This is a genomic window from Serratia marcescens subsp. marcescens ATCC 13880 (genome assembly GCF_017299535.1).
GTDB classification, from domain to species: Bacteria; Pseudomonadota; Gammaproteobacteria; order Enterobacterales; family Enterobacteriaceae; genus Serratia; species Serratia marcescens.
On record NZ_CP071238.1, the window covers coordinates 4,983,706 to 5,002,694 of the forward strand.

The 18,989-nt window shown below is 60.4% G+C and carries 20 protein-coding genes; 9 read left to right on the plus strand and 11 right to left on the minus strand.

Going from position 1 to position 18,989, the window contains the following annotated elements; genetic code table 11:
- The first annotated feature begins 108 nt into the window (after positions 1-108).
- Complete coding sequence (gene tpiA / locus J0F90_RS23790) at positions 109-876, plus strand: triose-phosphate isomerase (RefSeq protein ID WP_004931113.1); 768 nt, start codon at positions 109-111, stop codon at positions 874-876.
- Positions 877-941: 65 nt separating this feature from the next.
- Here tpiA and J0F90_RS23795 read toward each other — a convergent pair whose 3' ends face one another.
- The 4 genes from J0F90_RS23795 to cpxP all read right to left on the minus strand — a co-directional run bounded on the left by J0F90_RS23795 (position 942) and on the right by cpxP (position 4,823).
- Positions 942-1,931 (minus strand): sulfate ABC transporter substrate-binding protein, encoded by a 990-nt coding sequence (locus J0F90_RS23795; RefSeq protein ID WP_033641335.1) that lies wholly within the window; start codon positions 1,929-1,931, stop codon positions 942-944.
- A 183-nt stretch (positions 1,932-2,114) separates the two neighbouring features.
- Positions 2,115-3,077 carry a 6-phosphofructokinase gene (gene pfkA / locus J0F90_RS23800; protein WP_004931116.1) on the minus strand — a complete coding sequence of 321 codons (963 nt, stop codon included), beginning with the start codon at positions 3,075-3,077 and terminating at the stop codon, positions 2,115-2,117.
- A 231-nt stretch (positions 3,078-3,308) separates the two neighbouring features.
- Positions 3,309-4,211 (minus strand): CDF family cation-efflux transporter FieF, encoded by a 903-nt coding sequence (fieF, locus tag J0F90_RS23805; RefSeq protein WP_033639141.1) that lies wholly within the window; start codon positions 4,209-4,211, stop codon positions 3,309-3,311.
- A gap of 132 nt (positions 4,212-4,343) precedes the next feature.
- Complete coding sequence (cpxP, locus tag J0F90_RS23810; protein WP_004931122.1) at positions 4,344-4,823, minus strand: cell-envelope stress modulator CpxP; 480 nt, start codon at positions 4,821-4,823, stop codon at positions 4,344-4,346.
- A 148-nt stretch (positions 4,824-4,971) separates the two neighbouring features.
- Between cpxP and cpxR the strand changes: the two genes are divergently transcribed.
- The 5 genes from cpxR (at position 4,972) to J0F90_RS23835 (ending at position 9,179) form a co-directional block, all read left to right on the plus strand.
- Positions 4,972-5,670: an envelope stress response regulator transcription factor CpxR gene (gene cpxR, locus J0F90_RS23815; RefSeq protein WP_004931124.1), complete on the plus strand. Its 699-nt coding sequence runs from the start codon at positions 4,972-4,974 to the stop codon at positions 5,668-5,670.
- The gene (gene cpxA / locus J0F90_RS23820) at positions 5,667-7,061 is read left to right on the plus strand and encodes an envelope stress sensor histidine kinase CpxA (RefSeq protein ID WP_015379421.1); all 1,395 of its coding nucleotides are present in this window, start codon (positions 5,667-5,669) and stop codon (positions 7,059-7,061) included. The genes cpxR and cpxA overlap by 4 nt, the downstream gene beginning before the upstream one ends.
- Positions 7,062-7,104: 43 nt before the next feature.
- Positions 7,105-7,578, plus strand: coding sequence for a tRNA (uridine(34)/cytosine(34)/5-carboxymethylaminomethyluridine(34)-2'-O)-methyltransferase TrmL (gene trmL / locus J0F90_RS23825; RefSeq protein WP_033639140.1), 474 nt, complete (start codon positions 7,105-7,107; stop codon positions 7,576-7,578).
- Between the two features lie 51 nt (positions 7,579-7,629).
- Positions 7,630-8,403 carry a CHAD domain-containing protein gene (locus J0F90_RS23830; protein ID WP_033639139.1) on the plus strand — a complete coding sequence of 258 codons (774 nt, stop codon included), beginning with the start codon at positions 7,630-7,632 and terminating at the stop codon, positions 8,401-8,403.
- A gap of 104 nt (positions 8,404-8,507) precedes the next feature.
- A complete protein-coding gene (locus J0F90_RS23835; RefSeq protein ID WP_033639138.1) occupies positions 8,508-9,179 on the plus strand; it encodes a DUF3313 domain-containing protein in 672 nt (223 codons plus the stop codon).
- Positions 9,180-9,240: 61 nt separating this feature from the next.
- On the opposite strand, the gene cysE is transcribed toward J0F90_RS23835, so the two are convergent.
- From cysE to J0F90_RS23860, 5 genes are all read right to left on the minus strand, one after another.
- Positions 9,241-10,062, minus strand: coding sequence for a serine O-acetyltransferase (gene cysE, locus J0F90_RS23840; RefSeq protein ID WP_004931135.1), 822 nt, complete (start codon positions 10,060-10,062; stop codon positions 9,241-9,243).
- A 106-nt stretch (positions 10,063-10,168) separates the two neighbouring features.
- Positions 10,169-11,188: an NAD(P)H-dependent glycerol-3-phosphate dehydrogenase gene (gene gpsA / locus J0F90_RS23845; RefSeq protein WP_016929701.1), complete on the minus strand. Its 1,020-nt coding sequence runs from the start codon at positions 11,186-11,188 to the stop codon at positions 10,169-10,171.
- Complete coding sequence (gene secB / locus J0F90_RS23850) at positions 11,188-11,658, minus strand: protein-export chaperone SecB (RefSeq protein ID WP_004931139.1); 471 nt, start codon at positions 11,656-11,658, stop codon at positions 11,188-11,190. The genes gpsA and secB overlap by 1 nt, the downstream gene beginning before the upstream one ends.
- Positions 11,659-11,715: 57 nt before the next feature.
- Complete coding sequence (gene grxC / locus J0F90_RS23855) at positions 11,716-11,964, minus strand: glutaredoxin 3 (protein WP_004931142.1); 249 nt, start codon at positions 11,962-11,964, stop codon at positions 11,716-11,718.
- Between the two features lie 28 nt (positions 11,965-11,992).
- The gene (locus tag J0F90_RS23860; RefSeq protein ID WP_016929700.1) at positions 11,993-12,427 is read right to left on the minus strand and encodes a rhodanese-like domain-containing protein; all 435 of its coding nucleotides are present in this window, start codon (positions 12,425-12,427) and stop codon (positions 11,993-11,995) included.
- A 297-nt stretch (positions 12,428-12,724) separates the two neighbouring features.
- On the opposite strand from J0F90_RS23860, the gene gpmM reads away from it, so the two are divergent.
- From gpmM to J0F90_RS23875, 3 genes are read left to right on the plus strand one after another with little or no spacing between them, the layout of a single operon-like run.
- The gene (gene gpmM / locus J0F90_RS23865; protein WP_033639137.1) at positions 12,725-14,269 is read left to right on the plus strand and encodes a 2,3-bisphosphoglycerate-independent phosphoglycerate mutase; all 1,545 of its coding nucleotides are present in this window, start codon (positions 12,725-12,727) and stop codon (positions 14,267-14,269) included.
- 9 nt (positions 14,270-14,278) lie between these two features.
- Positions 14,279-15,613 carry a murein hydrolase activator EnvC gene (gene envC / locus J0F90_RS23870; RefSeq protein ID WP_033639136.1) on the plus strand — a complete coding sequence of 445 codons (1,335 nt, stop codon included), beginning with the start codon at positions 14,279-14,281 and terminating at the stop codon, positions 15,611-15,613.
- Positions 15,614-15,615: 2 nt separating this feature from the next.
- A complete protein-coding gene (locus J0F90_RS23875; RefSeq protein ID WP_033639135.1) occupies positions 15,616-16,569 on the plus strand; it encodes a divergent polysaccharide deacetylase family protein in 954 nt (317 codons plus the stop codon).
- Positions 16,570-16,609: 40 nt separating this feature from the next.
- Here the strand turns inward: J0F90_RS23875 and tdh are convergent, their stop codons facing one another.
- Together tdh and kbl are read right to left on the minus strand one after the other, a co-directional pair.
- Entirely contained in the window at positions 16,610-17,635 is a 1,026-nt protein-coding gene (gene tdh / locus J0F90_RS23880; protein ID WP_016929697.1) for an L-threonine 3-dehydrogenase, read from the minus strand.
- A gap of 9 nt (positions 17,636-17,644) precedes the next feature.
- Positions 17,645-18,841, minus strand: coding sequence for a glycine C-acetyltransferase (gene kbl / locus J0F90_RS23885; protein WP_004931154.1), 1,197 nt, complete (start codon positions 18,839-18,841; stop codon positions 17,645-17,647).
- Positions 18,842-18,989: the final 148 nt, after the last annotated feature.

Consider the following 18,989-nt stretch of genomic DNA (forward strand, 5'->3'; position numbering starts at 1 on the left):
GAAAAGCAAAGCCTTCGCGCTTAATGATCTCTATACTGTTGGGCAGGTAAACTGCCGGTCCGGCAGTTGTCATTTCGACTCTCGCGTTCCCTAGTTGGAGGAAAAAACATGCGTCATCCATTAGTTATGGGTAACTGGAAGCTTAACGGCAGCACTCACATGGTCAACGAACTGATCGCCGGTCTGCGCAATGAGCTGAGCAGCGTTGACGGCTGTGGCGTCGCCATCGCCCCGCCGGTGATGTATCTGGATCAGGCCAAGCACGCGCTGGCCGGCAGCCGCATCGCGCTGGGCGCGCAGAACGTGGACGTTAACCTGTCCGGCGCCTTCACCGGTGAAGTTTCCGCCAACATGCTGAAAGACGTCGGCGCTCAGTACATCATCATCGGCCACTCCGAGCGTCGCACCTACCACAAAGAAAGCGACGAAGTCATCGCCGAGAAATTCGCCGTGCTGAAAGAAGCCGGCCTGATCCCGGTGCTGTGCATCGGTGAAACCGAAGCGGAAAACGCCGCGGGCAAAACTGAAGAAGTGTGCGCGCGCCAGATCGACGCCGTGCTGAAAACGCTGGGCGCACCGGCGATGAAAGGCACCGTGATCGCCTATGAGCCGGTCTGGGCCATCGGTACCGGCAAATCCGCCACCCCTGCGCAGGCGCAGGCCGTGCACAAATTTATCCGCGATCACATCGCCAAGCACGATGCCGCGGTTGCCGCTGAAATCATCATCCAGTACGGCGGTTCGGTGAACGACAAGAACGCCGCAGAGCTGTTCTCCCAGCCGGACATCGACGGCGCGCTGGTTGGCGGCGCCTCGCTGAAAGCCGACGCTTTCGCCGTGATCGTCAAAGCCGCCGCAGCAGCGAAAAAAGCCTGACGGCCCTAGGCTTGCCATAAAAAAACCCCGGCTTGCCGGGGTTTTTTATTGCCGCTTAAACGGCATCAACGTTTGCTGATTTCGTCGAATACGCCGCCGGTGGCGAAGTGCACCTTCTGCGCTTCGGTCCAGCCGCCGAAAGTGTCATCCACGGTGAACAACTTCAGCTGCGGGAACTGCCCGGCGAACTTGGCCGCCACCGCCGCATCGCGCGGGCGATAATAGTTCTGCGCCGCAATAGTCTGCCCTTCCGGTGAATACAGATACTTCAGGTAGGCGGTCGCCACCTCGCGGGTACCGCGTTTATCGACCAGCTTATCCACCACCGACACCGTCGGTTCGGCCAGGATCGATTCGCTCGGCGTAATAATCTCGAACTTGTCTTTGCCCAGCTCTTTCTCCGCCAGCAGCGCTTCGTTTTCCCAGGCGATCAACACGTCGCCGATGCCGCGCTCAACGAAGGTGTTGGTCGAGCCGCGCGCGCCGGAATCCAGCACCTCAACGTTCTTGTACAAGTTTTTGACGAAGTCCTGCGCCTTGGCCTTATCGTTGTTATTGTGATGCAACGCGTAGCCCCAGGCGGCCAGGTAGTTCCAGCGGGCGCCGCCGGAAGTTTTCGGATTCGGAGTGATCACCGACACGCCCGGCTTGATCAAATCAGGCCAGTCATGAATCTGTTTCGGGTTGCCTTTGCGCACCAGGAAGACGATGGTCGAGGTGTAAGGCGCCGAGTTGTCCGGCAGGCGTTTGATCCAGTCTTTCTCGATGCGCCCGCGTTCGGCGATGGCGTCGACGTCATAGGCCAGCGCAAGCGTCACCACGTCAGCCTCGATGCCGTTGATCACCGAGGTCGCCTGTTTGCCGGAACCGCCGTGCGACTGGCGCACCGTCACCTTGTCGCCGGTTTCCGCCTGGTAGTGCTTGCTGAACGCCGTGTTGTAAGCCTGATAGAACTCACGCGTCGGATCGTATGACACGTTCAGCAACTGAATATCCTTCGCCATGGCGCCGGACGCCAACAGCACCAATGTCAGACCTACACCCCATTTACGCATCGACAGGCTCTCCCAGAAAATTAACGCAACCTCAATCGGTTGATTTAGCATCAGAGCCTGCCAGAAACTTTCCCGGCAATTAAAGAATAAAAAATTTTGGGCTAGATGATTCTGGAATATGTCGCCGGTGAGCATAAAAAAGCCCCCGCAAGCGGAGGCTTTCAGCGCGCGGTGAGCGGCGAATCAGTACAGCTTTTTCGCCGTTTCCAGCCAGTCGCCCTTGAACGGACGCTTCATGTTTTCGATCGCGTCGATGATGTCGTGATGCACCATCTTTTCGTTCTGGATACCGACGCAGCGGCCGCCGTACCCCTGCAGCAGCAGTTCGATGGCGTAGGCGCCCATGCGCGAGGCCAGGATGCGGTCATAGGCGACCGGCGAACCGCCGCGCTGAATGTGGCCCAGCACGGTGGCGCGGGTTTCACGCTTGGTTTCCTGCTCAATGTGGCGCGCCAGCTCATCGATGTCGCAGATGTGCTCGGTGATCGCCACGATGGCGTGTTTTTTGCCTTTGGCGATACCGGCCTTGATTTCGCACACCAGATCTTCGCGGTTGAATTCGATTTCAGGCAGCACGATGAACTCGCAGCCGCCGGCAATCGCCGCCGCCAGCGTCAGATCGCCGCAGTAACGGCCCATCACTTCCACGATGGAGATACGCTGGTGCGACGAGGAGGTATCGCGCAGGCGGTCGATCGCTTCCACCACGGTTTCCAGCGCGGTGAAGTAACCGATGGTGTAGTCGGTACCGGCGACATCGTTATCGATGGTGCCCGGCAGACCGATGCACGGGAAGCCTTCTTCCGTCAGGCGTTTGGCGCCCATGTAGGAACCGTCGCCGCCGATCACCACCAGCGCGTCGATGCCGCGATTCTTCAGGTTTTCAATCGCCTTGGCGCGCACGTTTTCATCCCTGAATTCCGGGAAGCGGGCCGAGCCGAGGAAGGTGCCGCCGCGGTTGATCATGTCGGACACGCTATAACGGTCCAGCTGCTCCATGCGATCTTCGTACAAGCCAAGGTAGCCATCGTAAATACCAAAAACTTCCAGACCTTCTGAAAGCGCAGAACGCACAACGCCGCGGATTGCAGCGTTCATACCCGGCGAATCACCGCCGCTCGTCAGTACACCGATTTTCTTGATCATGACTACCTCTGAACTGTGTAGATGCAATTTCTTAAGAATTCTGTCTCCGCCGATCGTCTTGAAACCTCTCCGGCTGCAGAAAACCAGCTTTATGGCTTATTGCTGGATATTATATCAAAAACACCCAGCTGAATTGATTCAAGTCACGCAATATAACGGTTAAAACACCGCATGGCACGCTGAGCTAACTCAGATATTCATGATAATACTTCGATCTGTGCCTCTATCTGATTATAGCTCCCAATGCCCCTGCCTACCCGGCGGCACCACGGAGCATGGATCCAGGTGAATGATGACGTCCGCCCCCGCAAAACGGTGCCGCAACGCCTGTTCCACCTGATCGGCCAACCGATGCGCCTCGCGCAGCGGCAGCGTGTCGTCCATCTCAAGATGCAGTTGGATAAAACGCGTCGGCCCTGACTGCCGCGTGCGCAGATCGTGCGCGCCTTTCACCCCGGGCCAGGAGGAAACCACGGCGATAATCGCCTGGCGCTCGTCATCCGGCAACGCCCGATCCAACAGCGACTGCACCGCTTCGTAGCCCATGCGCAGCGCGCTATACAGGATGTAAACGCCGATGCCCAGCGCAAACAGCGCATCCGCGCGCTGGAAGCCGTACCAGCTTAGCCCAAGAGCGATAAGAATAGCACCATTCATCATGACATCTGACTGATAATGCAGCATATCTGCGCGCACGGCCTGGCTGCGCGTTTTTCTGACCACCCAGCGTTGATAGGTGACCAGCATCAGGGTGCTGACCAACGCGATCACCGTCACGACGACCCCAACGCCGGGATCGCGCAGCGTTTGCGGCGCATACAGATGCTGGAAGCCGGTGAGAAACAGAAACAGGGCGGAACCGGAAATAAACATGCTTTGCGCCAGCGCCGCCAGCGACTCCGCTTTGCCGTGGCCGAAGGTGTGCTCGGCATCGGCCGGCTGCAGCGAATAGCGCACCACCAGAAGGTTGGTCAGCGATGCCGCGATATCGACCAGCGAATCCACCAGCGCCGCCAGCAGACTGACAGAACCGGTGTGGTACCAGGCGACGATTTTGATCAACAACAGCGACGACGCCAGCGCGGTAGCGGCCAACGCAGCGGACTTTACCAGGCGTGCATAGCGCTGTTCCATTGAGGGATCCCGGTCAAAAGGTATGGCGCTCAATATAGCGAAATGTCGGATAAAAAAAACCCCGCCATCATGGCGGGGAAGACAGGGATGGTGTCTATGGCAAGGAAAAACAGGGGACTACTCAGTCGTACTTCACTTCTGGGCAGAAGCTTGCTGCAAACCAGAAATTTGCTGCTCCATCTGCTGCATGCGCTGCTGATGTTTCTGGTCTAAAACACTTTTTTGCTCTGGCGTCAGCAGGTTATACATTTGGTTGCGCACCCGGGCCATTTCGACCTGGCGCTTGACCTGCTGTTGGGCCATCTTTTCCGCCTGGGCATACACGGCGGCTTCGTCAAATTTCTCTGCGGTCACCAGTTTATGCATGGCTTCCATTTCAGCTACATTGACACCAGGCAGATCGTGCCGGGCCTGGCGCATCAAATCGCGCATTTGCTGGCGCTGCTGTTCGCTGAGGCTGACACCGTCGAACATATGGTGCTGGCCGGGTATTCGGGTCATCGCGTCGTTGCCGGGAGGTTGAGCTGTGTCCGGTATAGTGTCGGCAGCGAAGGCAGCGGTCGAACCAATTGCCAGCAGTGATGCCATAACTAATGCGGTCACCTTACGCATTTCAACTCCTCAAGCTTTCTCACTTTGCGAATCAACGAGGAGCAGTGTACCGCCACACCTGAAAACCTGCGTCAGTGCATGTAAAACTACGTAAAGTCATGGAATGGCAACAGTTGATGACGTATTTTGCGTCTGGAGGTAAATCATAATGAACAAGATTCTGTTAGTTGACGACGACCGCGAGTTGACCTCGCTGTTAAAAGAACTGCTTGAAATGGAAGGTTTTAATATCGTCGTCGCGCACGATGGCGAGCAGGCGTTGTCGCTGCTGGACAGCTCCGTCGATCTGCTGCTGCTCGACATCATGATGCCGAAGAAAAACGGCATCGATACGTTGAAAGAACTGCGCCAACATCACCAAACGCCGGTCATCATGCTGACCGCGCGCGGCAGCGAACTGGACCGCGTGTTGGGCCTGGAGCTGGGCGCCGATGATTACCTGCCGAAACCCTTCAACGATCGCGAACTGGTCGCGCGCATTCGCGCCATTCTGCGCCGTTCCAACTGGAGCGAACAGCAGCAGCAGGTCGACAGCGGCGCCCCGACGCTGGATGTCGATGGCCTGCAGCTGAACCCCGGCCGCCAGGAGGCCAGCTTCGACGGCCAGGTGCTGGATCTGACCGGCACCGAGTTCACCCTGCTGTATCTGCTGGCGCAGCACCTCGGCCAGGTGGTGTCACGCGAACTGCTGAGCCAGGAAGTGCTGGGCAAACGCCTGACCCCGTTCGATCGCGCCATCGACATGCATATCTCCAACCTGCGGCGTAAGCTGCCGGATCGCAAAGACGGGCATCCGTGGTTCAAAACCCTGCGCGGGCGTGGTTATTTGATGGTATCTGCAACATGATCAACAGTTTGACGGCACGCATCTTCGCCATTTTCTGGTTCACGTTAGCCTTGGTGCTAATGCTGGTGCTGATGGTGCCCAAGCTCGACTCCCGCCAGATGACCTCATTGCTCGACAGCGAGCAGCGGCAGGGGTTGATGCTGGAACAGCACGTCGAGGCCGAGTTGCAAAACGATCCGGCCAACGATCTGATGTGGTGGCGCCGCCTGTTCCGCGCCATCGACAAATGGGCGCCGCCGGGCCAGCGCCTGCTGCTGGTCACCAGCGAAGGCCGGGTGATCGGCGCGCAGCGCAACGAAATGCAGATCGTCCGCAACTTCATCGGCCAATCCGACAACTCGGATCATCCCAAGAAGAAAAAGTACGGCCGCGTCGAGCTGGTCGGGCCGTTCGCGGTGCGCGACGGCGAAGACAACTACCAGCTGTACCTGATCCGTCCCGCCAACAGCCCGCAATCCGATTTCATCAACCTGATGTTCGACCGGCCGCTGCTGCTGCTGATCGTCACCATGCTGATCAGCGCCCCGCTGCTGCTGTGGCTGGCCTGGAGCCTGGCGAAACCGGCTCGCAAGCTGAAGAACGCCGCCGATGACGTGGCGCGCGGCAACCTGAAGCAGCATCCGGAACTGGAGGCCGGCCCGCAGGAGTTCCTGGCCACCGGCGCCAGCTTCAACCAGATGGTCAGCGCGCTGGAACGCATGATGAACGCCCAGCAACGGTTGATCTCGGACATCTCGCACGAGCTGCGCACGCCGCTGACTCGCCTGCAGCTGGCCACCGCGCTGATGCGCCGCCGCCACGGCGAAGGCCACGAGCTGGCGCGCATCGAAACCGAAGCGCAACGGCTGGATTCGATGATCAACGATCTGCTGGCGCTGTCGCGCGGGCAGCAAAAGGGCGAGCTGGCGCGCGAGCAGTTGAAGGCCAACGAACTGTGGGCCGACGTGCTGGATAACGCCCGTTTCGAAGCCGAACAGATGGGCAAGCAGTTGGAGATCGCTGCGCCGCCCGGCCCGTGGACGCTGTTCGGCAACGCGAGCGCGCTGGACAGCGCGTTGGAAAACATCGTGCGCAACGCCCTGCGGTATTCACACACCCGCATCGCCGTGGCGTTCAGCGCCGACAATCAGGGCGTGACCATCCAGGTTGACGACGACGGCCCCGGCGTCAGCGCCGAAGACCGCGAGCAGATCTTCCGTCCGTTCTACCGCACCGATGAGGCGCGCGACCGTGAGTCCGGCGGCACCGGCCTTGGCCTGGCTATCGTCGAGGCGGCGGTCAATCAGCATCGCGGCTGGGTGAAGGCCGAAGACAGCCCGCTTGGCGGTCTGCGGCTGGTGCTGTGGCTGCCGCTGCATCATCAACGCCTATCGTCTAAGACAGAACAGTAAGAGTTTGCTATCCTGCGCCCCTCGTTCACGAGGGGCCTGCAACATGCTGAACATCGTTTTATTTGAACCCGAAATTCCACCCAATACCGGCAATATCATCCGCCTGTGCGCCAATACCGGCTTTAATCTGCACCTGATCGAACCGCTGGGTTTCCCGTGGGACGACAAGCGCCTGCGCCGCGCCGGGCTGGACTATCATGAGTTCACCCGCGTTAGCCGTCATGCCGATTACGCCGCCTTTCTCGCCGCCGAAAACCCGCAGCGGCTGTTTGCCCTCACCACCAAGGGCACGCCGGCGCACAGCGCCGTCAGCTACCAGACCGGCGACTACCTGCTGTTCGGCCCGGAAACGCGCGGGTTGCCTGCCGACATCCTCGATGCGCTGCCTGCGCAGCAAAAAATCCGCATCCCGATGCAGGCGCAAAGCCGCAGCATGAACCTGTCGAATGCCGTATCGGTAGTGGTGTATGAAGCCTGGCGGCAGCTGGACTATGCCGGTGCGCTGATCAAGGCGTAATTCGCAACGTCGCGCCATACTGGAAAGGTTAACCCCTTCCAGGCACGGCACATGGCTTTCGTCGCAGAGATTGTCACCCAGTTTCGCCGGCTCGAACCGGCGCTGAACGAGGCGCTGTTGCGGCTGCAACAGGCGCAAGACAGCGAAGCGCTGCATGACTTGCGCGTCTGCCTGCGCCGCATTCGCAGCCTGCTGCGTCCGTTGCGCGGCTGCCCCGGCGCAACCCGGCTCGATCGGGACGCCGCCGAATTAGGCAAGCTCACGACGCCGCTGCGCGATCTCGAGGTGCTGATCGCCGAGCTGGCGCGTCATCGCCTCGATTGGCAGGCCAACGCGCGCCAGAGCGAACTTCAGGCCCGCTGCCGTCAACTGCTCGCTCATCCGCAGCTCATCGGCTTTCCCTCGCTTTTGCACGCCTGGCCGCGCCGCTTTCGCCGCACCGCGCGGCGCGGCGCCAAACACCGCCTGAATAGACGCCTGCAGCGCCAGCAGCGGCAATTGCGCCGGGCATTGGCCGATACCGGCTACGATCGCCATCGCCTGCGGCTGCTGATAAAACGCCTGCGTTACGCGGCTGAAGCCTATCCGCAGCGCCTTCCCCTCTCTCCCGCCGCGATGGCGAGCCTGAAAGCGGCGCAAAACGCCCTCGGTGACTGGCACGATCGGGAGATCTGGTGCCTGCAGGCAGAACATCAGGCGGATCTCTGGCCCTTGTTGCCCCGGTGGCAAGCTGAGCAACGCCAGGCGCTGGTCAGAGCGGACGCCTTGCTCGCCGCCTTATCACCGGCACTGGCGGCGAAAACCGGCGGCGCATCACGATCCTGAAAAAAGGCCGAAGCAGGGCACGCCCGGCCCCGAAAATGCCCGATGAGGCGCAGATAATGCGCTATGTTTTGTAAGGGTAATCACCACTCATCATAGGAAACCACATGAAAAAACAACGCTTGAGCGTTGCCATGGCCGTTCTGGCAGCGGGCCTGTTGCTGGCGGGCTGTTCGTCCAAAGTCACCCAAACGTCGCAATATTCGGGCTTCTTGTCCGATTACAGCAAACTGCAGGAAACCACCTCACCAAGCGGTCATAAAACGCTGCGCTGGGTAGATCCAAGCTACAAGGAATCCAACTATCGCGGCATCTATTTCCAACCGGTGGTCTATTTCCCGTCGGAGAAACCCACGGCGCGCGTCAGCCAGGACACGCTGAACAAGATTAAGGCCTACGCGACCCAGCGAATCAAAACCGCGCTGCAGAACCGCTTTACCATTCTGCCAAGCCCGACGGGCTCGCGCGTTCTGGTGGCCAAACTCGCCATCACCGCTGTTTCGGCCGAAAACGAAGACATGAAGTTCTATGAGGTGGTGCCTGTCGCGGCGGTGGTTGCCAGCACTATGGCGGCTACCGGGCACCGGACGCAAAATACCGCGCTGTATATCGAAGGCGAGTTGATCGACCAGGATACCGGTAAAACGGTGCTGGAAGTGGTACGCAAGGCCTACGGTAAAACCGTCAACAACGACAGCACGCCGGTCACGGCGGATGACGTCAAGGCGGCGATCGACGACATCGTTACCGATATCACCAACTTCCCTAAGCAGGGCTGACCGCCGCCTGAAAAACACAGGGGGAGCCGAAGCTCCCCCTGAATGGATACGCAAACGGCGTTCAAATGCCGTCGCCGTACTCGAAGCCGTGATTGGTGCCGTTGAAGTATTGGTCCATATCCATCGACGGCGTATCGCTCTCCGGCCGCCCGACGATGCGCGCCGGCACGCCGGCGGCGGTGGTGTGCGGCGGTATCGCCTGCAAGACCACCGAGCCCGCGCCGATCTTCGCGCCCTTGCCCACTTCGATATTGCCGAGAATTTTGGCGCCTGCGCCAATCATCACCCCTTCACGGATTTTCGGATGACGGTCGCCGCTGGTTTTACCGGTACCGCCCAGGGTGACCGACTGCAGGATAGAGACGTTGTTCTCCACCACCGCCGTTTCACCGATCACGATGCCGGTGGCGTGGTCGAGCATGATGCCGCAACCGATGGTCGCCGCCGGGTGGATGTCCACGCCGAAGGCGACGGAAATTTGATTTTGCAGGTAGATCGCCAGCGCCTGCCGCCCTTGCTGCCACAGCCAGTGACCGATGCGGTAAGCCTGCAGCGCATGGAACCCCTTCAGGTAAAGCAGCGGCGTGGAGTATTTATCGACCGCCGGGTCGCGCAGGCGCACCGCGAGGATATCGCGCGCCGCCGAAACGATCATCTGGTTGTCAGACTTGTAGGCCTCTTCCACCACCTCGCGCACCGCGATGGCGGGCATGATCGGCGTGGCCAGCTTGTTGGCCAGCATATAGCTGAGCGCGCTGCCCAGATTCTCGTGCTTGAGCAACGTCGCATGGAAAAAGCTGGCCAGCATCGGTTCACAATCAGCCAGTGCTCGCGCTTCTGATTTAATGCTGTTCCAGACCTGTTCCAACTCTTCTGACGACATCACATACCCCTTTACCTTGCCAAACGGGCCGCTTCACACGGTAGCGCGAAGCGGCCCAGGTCATTTGCGGGGTCAGCATTCAGCTGCCCCGACATATCGTTTTATGTCACGCGCTGGGTTTTTCGTCCTTTCGGGCTCGCCCCAGCAGGCTCAGCGCCGCTTCGCGGGCGTCCTTGTGGCAGTAAAGCACCTGATAAATCTGTTCGGTGATCGGCATTTCCACACCGTGCCGCTGCGCCAACGCCAACACCTCTTTGGTATTGCGATAGCCCTCGACCACCTGACCGATACTGTCCTGCGCTTCCTGCACGCCTTTACCCTGCCCCAGCATAATGCCGAAGCGACGGTTGCGCGACTGGTTGTCCGTGCAGGTTAGCACCAGATCCCCCAGCCCCGCCATGCCCATGAACGTCGAAGGATCGGCGCCCAGCGCAGAACCCAGACGGCTCATTTCCGCCAGCCCGCGTGTAATCAACGCGGTACGGGCGTTAGCGCCGAAACCGATGCCGTCGGACATGCCGGCGCCGATGGCGATCACGTTCTTCACCGCGCCGCCAAGCTGCACGCCGATGAAGTCGGGATTGCTGTAGACGCGGAAGCTCTTGCCGCAGTGCAGCAGCTGTTGCAGATCGTCGGCGAACTGCGCATCGGTCGCCGCCAGCGCGATCGCCGTCGGCAGGCCGGCGGCCAGCTCTTTGGCGAACGTCGGCCCGGAGAGCACCGCCAGCGGGATCGTCTCGCCCAGCGCCTCACGCGCCACGTCCTGCAGCAACCGACCGGTTTCCGCTTCCAATCCCTTGGTGGCCCACACGATGCGGGCATCCGGGCGCAGATGCGGCTTCAGCTGGCGCAGCACGTCGCCGAACACGTGGCTCGGCACCACCACCAGCACGTCGCGGCTGGCGGCCAGCGCACGCGCCAAATCGGCTTCAAGCAGCAGGGTATCGGGGAAGGGAACGTCGGGCAGAAACGCCTGATTGCAGCGATCGTGCTGCAACGTTTGAATTTGCGCGGGGTTGTGCCCCCACAGCACCACGGAATGGCCGTTACGCGCCAGCGTAATGGCCAATGCGGTGCCGTACGAGCCGGCACCGATAACAGTCATTGAAGCATTGACGGTGTTCATCAGGCATCCTGATGTGGTGCGGCACCTTCGCCTTCCGCCTGCTGCTGCAGATAGTTCATGAACAGCGCGTCAAAGTTGACCGGTGCCAGGTTCAGCTGCGGGAAGGTGCCGCGGGAAACCAGGCTGGTGATGCACTCGCGCGCATACGGGAACAGGATGTTCGGGCAGTATGCACCCAGGCAATGCGCCAGCTGCGTGCCTTCGATGCCTGCTACCGAGAAGATGCCCGCCTGTTGCACTTCGCACAGGAACGCCGTCTCTTCGCCCAGGGTCGCCGTCACGGTTACGCGCAGTACCACTTCATACACTTCGTCAGCCAGCTGGCTGGACGCGGTATCCAGATCAAGTTTAACTTCCGGCTGCCATTCCTGCTGGAAAACCTGCGGCGCGTTCGGCGCTTCGAAGGAGATATCCTTGGTATAGATACGTTGGATCTGGAAAGCCATTTCGGTGCTGTTTTGTTCTGACATGTGAGTAATACCCTTGGTTAAACGTCCTTATTGACACTCGGTGAACCGGCAAGCTGCTTAAAGCAGCGGATCCAGGCCGCCGCGAGCATCGAGTTCATATAAATCATCACAGCCGCCGATATGCCGGCCGTCGATGAAAATCTGCGGCACGGTGGTGCGCCCGCTGCGCTCGATCATCACTTCGCGCTTGGCGTTATCGCCGTCGATGGCGATCTCGTTAAACGCCGCGCCCTTGCTGTTCAACAGCGCCTTGGCGCGATGGCAGAACGGACAGGTCGCTTTGGTGTAGATATCAATGTTAGCCATGGATTGCCACCTCAAATAGGTTAAACGGTTACTTACCGCGCACCAGCGGCAGGTTTTCTCCGCTCCAGCCGGCGATGCCGTCTTTCAGCATCGTCACCTTTTCAAAACCGGCCTTGCTCAGGTTCTCCGCCGGCTCGCGGGAGGCGGTGCCGTTGGCGCATACGACGATGATCGGCTGCGCTTTGTGTTTTTCCAGCTCGCCCAGGCTGCCGCTTTTGATTTCGCTGGCGGTCAGGTTAATGGCGCTGGCCAGGTGACCACGGCGGAAATCGTCGCGGCTGCGGGTGTCGACCACCACAGCTTCTTCTTTGTTGATCAGGCGGATAGCTTCACCGCGGGCGATCTCTTTGACCTTGGAGAAACGGCTTTTGAAAGTCATGACGATCACGGCGACCAGCAGAGCGATCCAAGCCAGGCTCAGAATCGGGTGTCTGCTTACGAATGGCATAATTTCTTGCAGCATGGGGTGTAACAACTCCCGTCAGTTAAGGGATAAATAAGTCAAGGTTCCAGAGTATACCTGCCGAGTGCGGCAAATACAGCCAATAAGCAAGCGCGATTGTAGAAACTGCGGGCTGCGCTGAGAAATTCCCGAGGTCAGAGCATAAAAGCCCGCGCGATTCGCCGCAACCTTGATCTCTTTGGGCTATTTCTCGCCGGCGGCGATGTAAAATCAGCCGGTTTTTCGAGGGCGAATAGCCATGCTTGCGGCGGGCGCATGGCTATTCGCAGCTTAAAAAGTTCATAAGAGGTCAATGCAATGTCGAACAACAAAAAACCGATGGTCCTGGTGATCCTGGACGGTTACGGCCACCGTGAAGAGCGGCAGGACAACGCGATCCTGAACGCCGGCACCCCGGTGATGGATCGTCTGTGGCGGGAGCAGCCGCATACGCTGATCGCCGCCTCCGGGCTGGATGTCGGCCTGCCCGATGGGCAAATGGGCAACTCCGAAGTCGGCCACGTCAATCTGGGCGCCGGGCGCATCGTGTACCAGGATCTGACCCGGTTGGACAAAGCGATCGCCGACGGCGACTTCTTCGCCAACCCGGTGCTGACCGCCGCCGTGGATAAGGCCGTGGCGGCCGGCAAGGCGGTGCATATCATGGGCCTGCTGTCGCCGGGCGGCGTGCACAGCCATGACGAGCACATCCTGGCCATGATTAAACTGGCCGCTCAGCGCGGCGCCAAAGCCATTTATCTGCATGCCTTCCTCGACGGGCGCGACACGCCGCCGCGCAGCGCCGAAGCCCCGCTGCAACGCTGCCGCGACGCCTTCGCCGCGTTGGGCGTCGGGCGCATCGCCTCGCTGATCGGCCGCTACTACGCGATGGACCGCGACAACCGCTGGGATCGCGTGCAGCTGGCCTATGACCTGCTGACCGCGGCCAAAGGCGACTCCGTGGCCGACGATGCGGTCGCCGGCCTGCAGGCCGCTTATCAGCGCGGTGAAAACGACGAGTTCGTCAGACCGACCGTGATCCGCGCCGCCGGTGAGGCCGATGCCGCAATGCAGGACGGCGACGCGTTGATCTTCATGAACTTCCGCGCCGATCGCGCGCGCCAGATCACCCGCGCCTTCGTGAACGCGGATTTCGACGGTTTCCCACGCGCCAAACAGGTGCAGTTCGGCGATTTCGTGATGCTGACCGAGTACGCCGCCGACATCGCGACCGCCTGCGCCTATCCGCCGGCGTCGCTGTCCAACACCTTCGGCGAATGGCTGATGAAGCACGACAAAACCCAGCTGCGCATCTCGGAAACCGAAAAATACGCCCACGTCACCTTCTTCTATAACGGCGGCGTGGAAGCGCCGTTCAAAGGGGAAGACCGCGTGCTGGTCAATTCGCCGAAGGTCGCCACCTACGATCTGCAGCCTGAGATGAGCGCCGCCGAACTGACCGACAAACTGTTGACCGCCATCCGCAGCGGCAAATACGACGCCATTATCTGCAACTACCCGAACGGCGACATGGTGGGGCATACCGGCGTGTATGACGCGGCGGTCAAAGCGGTGGAAACGCTGGACGCCTGCATCGCCCAGGTGGTTGACGCGGTGCGCGACGTCGACGGTCAGCTGCTGATCACCGCCGATCACGGCAACGCCGAGCAGATGCGCGATCCGGCCACCGGCCAGGCGCATACCGCCCACACCAGCCTGCCGGTGCCGCTGATTTACGTCGGCAAACCGGCGCAGGCGGTCGAAGGCGGCAAGCTTTCGGACATCGCGCCAACCCTGTTAACGCTGATGGGAATGGAAATCCCGCAAGAGATGACTGGTAAGCCGCTGTTCATCGTGGAATAATCCTTCTCCATGAGGGAGAAGGCGTTTTTTGCACTATTAAGGGTAACCCGAAGCGCAAACGCAGGCAGCCGTCCGCTGCCTGAACGCACCGCGCCAAGGACGTTCACCGCCATGTGCGCCAGCGTATTTTGCGCTGGCGTCTTGCTGTTGCCGCTCGCCGGCCAGGCGGCGGAAGACAATAAATCCCAGCTGAAAGACATTCAGCAGAGCATCGCCGAGAAAGAAAAAGCGGTGAAGCAGCAGCAACAGCAGCGCAGCTCGCTGCAGGATCAGCTGCGTCAACAGGAAAAAACCATCGCCCAAGCCAGCCGCCAGTTGCGCGACACCCAGGGCACGCTCACCCAGTTGGGCAAGGACATTTCCGGCCTGAACGCCTCGATAGCCAAACTGCAAAAGCAGCAATCGACCCAGCAAAACCTCCTCGCCAAACAGCTCGACGCCGCCTTCCGACAAGGGCAGCACAGCGCCGTGCAGCTGATCCTCAGCGGTGAAGAAAGCCAGCGCAGCGAACGTATTCTGGCCTATTTCGGCTATCTGAATGAAGCGCGCCAGAAAACCATCGAAGAGTTGAAACAGACCCGCGCCGAGCTGGCGAAGCAAAAAACCACGCTGGTGGCTAAACAGGGCCAGCAAAAATCCTTACTGAGCGAACAACAGACACAGCAGCAGAAGCTGGAGCAGGCGCGCGGCGCCCGCAAGAAAACGCTGACCGCGCTGGAAGCTTCGCTGGAAAAAGACCAACAACGCCTGGTGGAACTGCGCCAAAACGAAGCCCGCATGCGCGACAAGATCGCTCGGGCGGAGCGCGAAGCCCGTGCGCGCGCCGAACGCGAAGCGCGTGAAGCGGCCAAAGTGCGCGAACAGGTGCGCATCAAGGAACAGCAGGCGAAAAAAACCGGCACCACCTACAAACCTAGCGAAGCCGATCGCTCGCTGATGGCGCGAACCGGCGGCCTCGGTCGTCCGGCCGGCCAGCTGATGTGGCCGGTGCGCGGCCGCACGCTGCACGGCTTTGGCGAACAGCAGCAGGGCGAGTTACGCTGGAAAGGCATGGTGATCGAAGCCCGCGAAGGCAGCGAAGTGAAAGCCGTCGCCGATGGCCGCGTGCTGCTGGCCGACTGGCTGCAAGGCTATGGCCTGATGGTGGTGGTCGAACACGGTAAAGGCGACATGAGCGTGTACGGCTACAACCAAAGCGCGTTGGTCAACGTCGGGGCGCAGGTGCGCGCCGGCCAGCCGATCGCACTGGTCGGCACCAGCGGCGGCCAGGGAACGCCGTCGCTCTATTTCGAAATCCGTCGTCAGGGACAGGCGGTTAACCCACTGCCGTGGTTGGGAAGATAGATTTGCGTTATGTCAAAACCCGTACAGCTTTGTTAATCGGCTGTCTGCTGCAGGCTTACGCTGCGCAGGCAGGAAAACTCTCCATCGTCATCGATGACGTGGGCTACCGCCCTCACGAAGAAAACGCGGTGCTGCAAATGCCGACGGCGATCTCGGTCGCAGTCTTGCCCAACGCGCCGCACGCCCGCCTGATGGCCACCCGCGCCCACAGCCAGGGCCGCGAAGTGCTGATCCACATGCCGATGGCGCCGCTCAGCAAGCAGCCGCTGGAGCGCGATACCCTACAGCCCGCCATGAGCAGCGACGAGATCCAGCGCATCATCCGCAACGCGGTGAACAACGTGCCCTACGCGGTCGGCATGAACAACCACATGGGCAGCGCCATGACCTCCAGCCTGCCGGGCATGCAGAAAGTGATGCAGGCGCTCGAAAGCTACCGTCTGTACTTCCTCGACAGCATGACCATCGGCAACAGCCAGGCGACCCGCGCCGCGGCCGGCACCGGCGTGAAGGTGATCAAACGCAAGGTGTTCCTCGACGATACCGCGAACGAAGCCGACATCCGCCGTCAGTTCAACCGCGCGGTTGAATTGGCGCGGCGCAACGGTTCCGCCATCGCCATCGGCCACCCGCGCCCGGCGACGGTGAAAGTGCTGCAGCAGATGCTGCCGTCGCTGCCCGCCGATATCGTGCTGGTCAAACCGAGCGCGCTGCTGAACGAACCGCAGGGCAACGGCGGTGGCAGCTACGTCCCGCCGCCGGTCAAACCGCAAAAACCGCAGCCGAAGAATCCGTTCAGCGGCGGCATCAAGCAGTGCAAGGTCAAACCGCCGAAGGAAAAAACCAACGCCGGCACCGCGCTGGGCGTTATCGCCGACAGCATTGCCACCTCGCCGCCGGTGAACTTCATCAAGCGTCATTGGCAACACTGGACGCAAGCCAAACCGCAAGCATAAAAAAGGGCCGGAATTCCGGCCCTTTTCACATTTGCCGAGATTAATCCCAGCTCAGCACCACTTTGCCCGACTTGCCGGAGCGCATGGCGTCGAAGCCCTGCTGGAACTCGTCGATCGAGAAACGGTGGGTGATGATCGGAGTCAAATCCAGACCGGACTGGATCAGCGCCGCCATCTTGTACCAGGTTTCGAACATTTCACGGCCGTAAATCCCTTTGATAAACAGCCCTTTGAAAATCACCTGATTCCAGTCGATCGACATATCCGAAGGCGGAATGCCCAGCATGGCGATACGCCCGCCGTGGTTCATCGCATTAAGCAGCGTGCGGAACGCCGGCGGCGCGCCGGACATTTCCAAACCGACGTCGAACCCTTCGGTCATGCCCAGCTCGGCCATCACGTCGCTGAGGTTTTCCTTGCTGACGTTCACCGCACGGGTCACGCCCATCTTGCGCGCCAGTTCCAGGCGGTATTCGTTAACATCGGTGATCACCACATGGCGAGCGCCGACGTGTTTGCACACCGCCGCCGCCATGATGCCGATCGGGCCGGCGCCGGACACCAGCACGTCTTCCCCGACCAGATCGAACGACAGTGCGGTGTGCACCGCGTTACCGAACGGATCGAAGATCGAAGCCAGCTCGTCGGAGATGTTATCCGGGATCTTGAAGGCGTTGAACGCCGGGATCACCAGGTATTCCGCGAAGCTGCCCGGACGGTTCACGCCCACGCCGACGGTGTTGCGGCACAGGTGCGTGCGGCCGCCGCGGCAGTTGCGGCAGTGCCCGCAGGTGATGTGGCCTTCGCCGGACACGCGATCGCCGATGCTGAAGCCTTTGACTTCCTGACCGATCGCCACCACTTCGCCCACATATTCATGGCCGACCACCATCGGAACCGGAATGGTTTTTTGCGACCACTCGTCCCAGTTGTAGATATGCACATCGGTGCCGCAGATCGCGGTTTTGCGGATTTTGATCATGATGTCGTTGTGGCCCAGCTCCGGCTGAGGCACGTCGGTCATCCAAATCCCTTCTTCCGCTTTCAGTTTTGACAGTGCTTTCATGGTTTTACCTTATGCAATAACGCCAAGATCCTTACCGATACGTGTAAACGCCGCCACTGCGCGTTCGATTTGCTCCGGGGTGTGGTCGGCGGACATCTGGGTACGGATGCGCGCCTGGCCTTTCGGCACCACCGGATAGAAGAAACCGGTCACATAGATGCCTTCCTTGAGCAACGCATTGGCGAATTCCTGCGCCAGCTTCGCCTCACCCAGCATCACCGGGATGATGGCGTGATCGGCGCCGGCCAACGTGAAGCCGGCGGCGGTCATTTTTTCGCGGAACAGACGCGCGTTGGCCCACAGGCGATCGCGCAGGGCATCGCCCTCTTCCAGCAGTTCCAGCACTTTGATCGACGCGGCGACGATCGCCGGCGCCAGCGAGTTGGAGAACAGGTACGGGCGCGAACGCTGGCGCAGCCACTCCACCACTTCTTTCTTGGCGGCGGTGTAGCCGCCGGACGCGCCGCCCAGCGCTTTGCCTAACGTACCGGTGATGATATCGACGCGGCCCATCACTTCGCAGTATTCATGGGTGCCGCGCCCGTTGGCGCCGACAAAGCCCACCGCGTGAGAGTCATCCACCATCACCAGCGCCTGGTATTCGTCCGCCAGATCGCAAACCCCTTTCAGGTTGGCGATCACGCCGTCCATCGAGAAGACGCCGTCGGTGGCGATCAGAATGTGACGCGCGCCGTCGGCTTTGGCCTGCTTCAGCTGCGCGGCCAGCTCGGTCATGTCGTTATTGGCATAGCGATAGCGCTTGGCCTTGCACAGGCGCACGCCGTCGATGATCGACGCGTGGTTCAGCGCATCGGAGATAATGGCGTCTTCCGGGCCGAGCAGGGTTTCGAACAGCCCGCCGTTGGCGTCGAAGCAAGAGGAGTACAGGATCGCGTCTTCCATGCCCAAAAAGGCCGCCAGTTTCTGTTCCAGCTGCTTGTGGCTGTCCTGGGTGCCGCAGATGAAGCGCACCGACGCCATGCCGAAACCGTGGCTGTCCATGCCAGACTTGGCGGCGGCGATCAGCGCCGGGTGGTTGGCCAGGCCCAGGTAGTTATTGGCGCAGAAGTTGATCACATGGCTGCCGTCGGCGACGGCGATATCCGCCTGTTGCGCGGAGGTGATGATGCGTTCTTCCTTGAACAGCCCTTCACTGCGCGTGGCGGCAAGCTGTTGTTCCAACTGCTGATAAAAAGACGCTGACATTCGGTTATCTCCAGGATTGGGCTATTTGCGGCATATTTTACTGATTTGTAACCAAACTGACGAGAATGCGCGGGAGAGAATATTAAAATTGCAGCAGATATCACGGCAAACGGCGGACTTCAATGGCAATGCGGGATATTCGGAGCCC

Coding starts and splice junctions, on each gene's coding strand:
- tpiA (WP_004931113.1), top strand. CDS start 109: ATGCGTCATCCATTAGTTATGGGTAACTGGAAGCTTAACGGCAGCACT.
- J0F90_RS23795 (WP_033641335.1), bottom strand. CDS start 1,931: ATGCGTAAATGGGGTGTAGGTCTGACATTGGTGCTGTTGGCGTCCGGC.
- pfkA (WP_004931116.1), bottom strand. CDS start 3,077: ATGATCAAGAAAATCGGTGTACTGACGAGCGGCGGTGATTCGCCGGGT.
- fieF (WP_033639141.1), bottom strand. CDS start 4,211: ATGGAACAGCGCTATGCACGCCTGGTAAAGTCCGCTGCGTTGGCCGCT.
- cpxP (WP_004931122.1), bottom strand. CDS start 4,823: ATGCGTAAGGTGACCGCATTAGTTATGGCATCACTGCTGGCAATTGGT.
- cpxR (WP_004931124.1), top strand. CDS start 4,972: ATGAACAAGATTCTGTTAGTTGACGACGACCGCGAGTTGACCTCGCTG.
- cpxA (WP_015379421.1), top strand. CDS start 5,667: ATGATCAACAGTTTGACGGCACGCATCTTCGCCATTTTCTGGTTCACG.
- trmL (WP_033639140.1), top strand. CDS start 7,105: ATGCTGAACATCGTTTTATTTGAACCCGAAATTCCACCCAATACCGGC.
- J0F90_RS23830 (WP_033639139.1), top strand. CDS start 7,630: ATGGCTTTCGTCGCAGAGATTGTCACCCAGTTTCGCCGGCTCGAACCG.
- J0F90_RS23835 (WP_033639138.1), top strand. CDS start 8,508: ATGAAAAAACAACGCTTGAGCGTTGCCATGGCCGTTCTGGCAGCGGGC.
- cysE (WP_004931135.1), bottom strand. CDS start 10,062: ATGTCGTCAGAAGAGTTGGAACAGGTCTGGAACAGCATTAAATCAGAA.
- gpsA (WP_016929701.1), bottom strand. CDS start 11,188: ATGAACACCGTCAATGCTTCAATGACTGTTATCGGTGCCGGCTCGTAC.
- secB (WP_004931139.1), bottom strand. CDS start 11,658: ATGTCAGAACAAAACAGCACCGAAATGGCTTTCCAGATCCAACGTATC.
- grxC (WP_004931142.1), bottom strand. CDS start 11,964: ATGGCTAACATTGATATCTACACCAAAGCGACCTGTCCGTTCTGCCAT.
- J0F90_RS23860 (WP_016929700.1), bottom strand. CDS start 12,427: ATGCTGCAAGAAATTATGCCATTCGTAAGCAGACACCCGATTCTGAGC.
- gpmM (WP_033639137.1), top strand. CDS start 12,725: ATGTCGAACAACAAAAAACCGATGGTCCTGGTGATCCTGGACGGTTAC.
- envC (WP_033639136.1), top strand. CDS start 14,279: ATGAGGGAGAAGGCGTTTTTTGCACTATTAAGGGTAACCCGAAGCGCA.
- tdh (WP_016929697.1), bottom strand. CDS start 17,635: ATGAAAGCACTGTCAAAACTGAAAGCGGAAGAAGGGATTTGGATGACC.
- kbl (WP_004931154.1), bottom strand. CDS start 18,841: ATGTCAGCGTCTTTTTATCAGCAGTTGGAACAACAGCTTGCCGCCACG.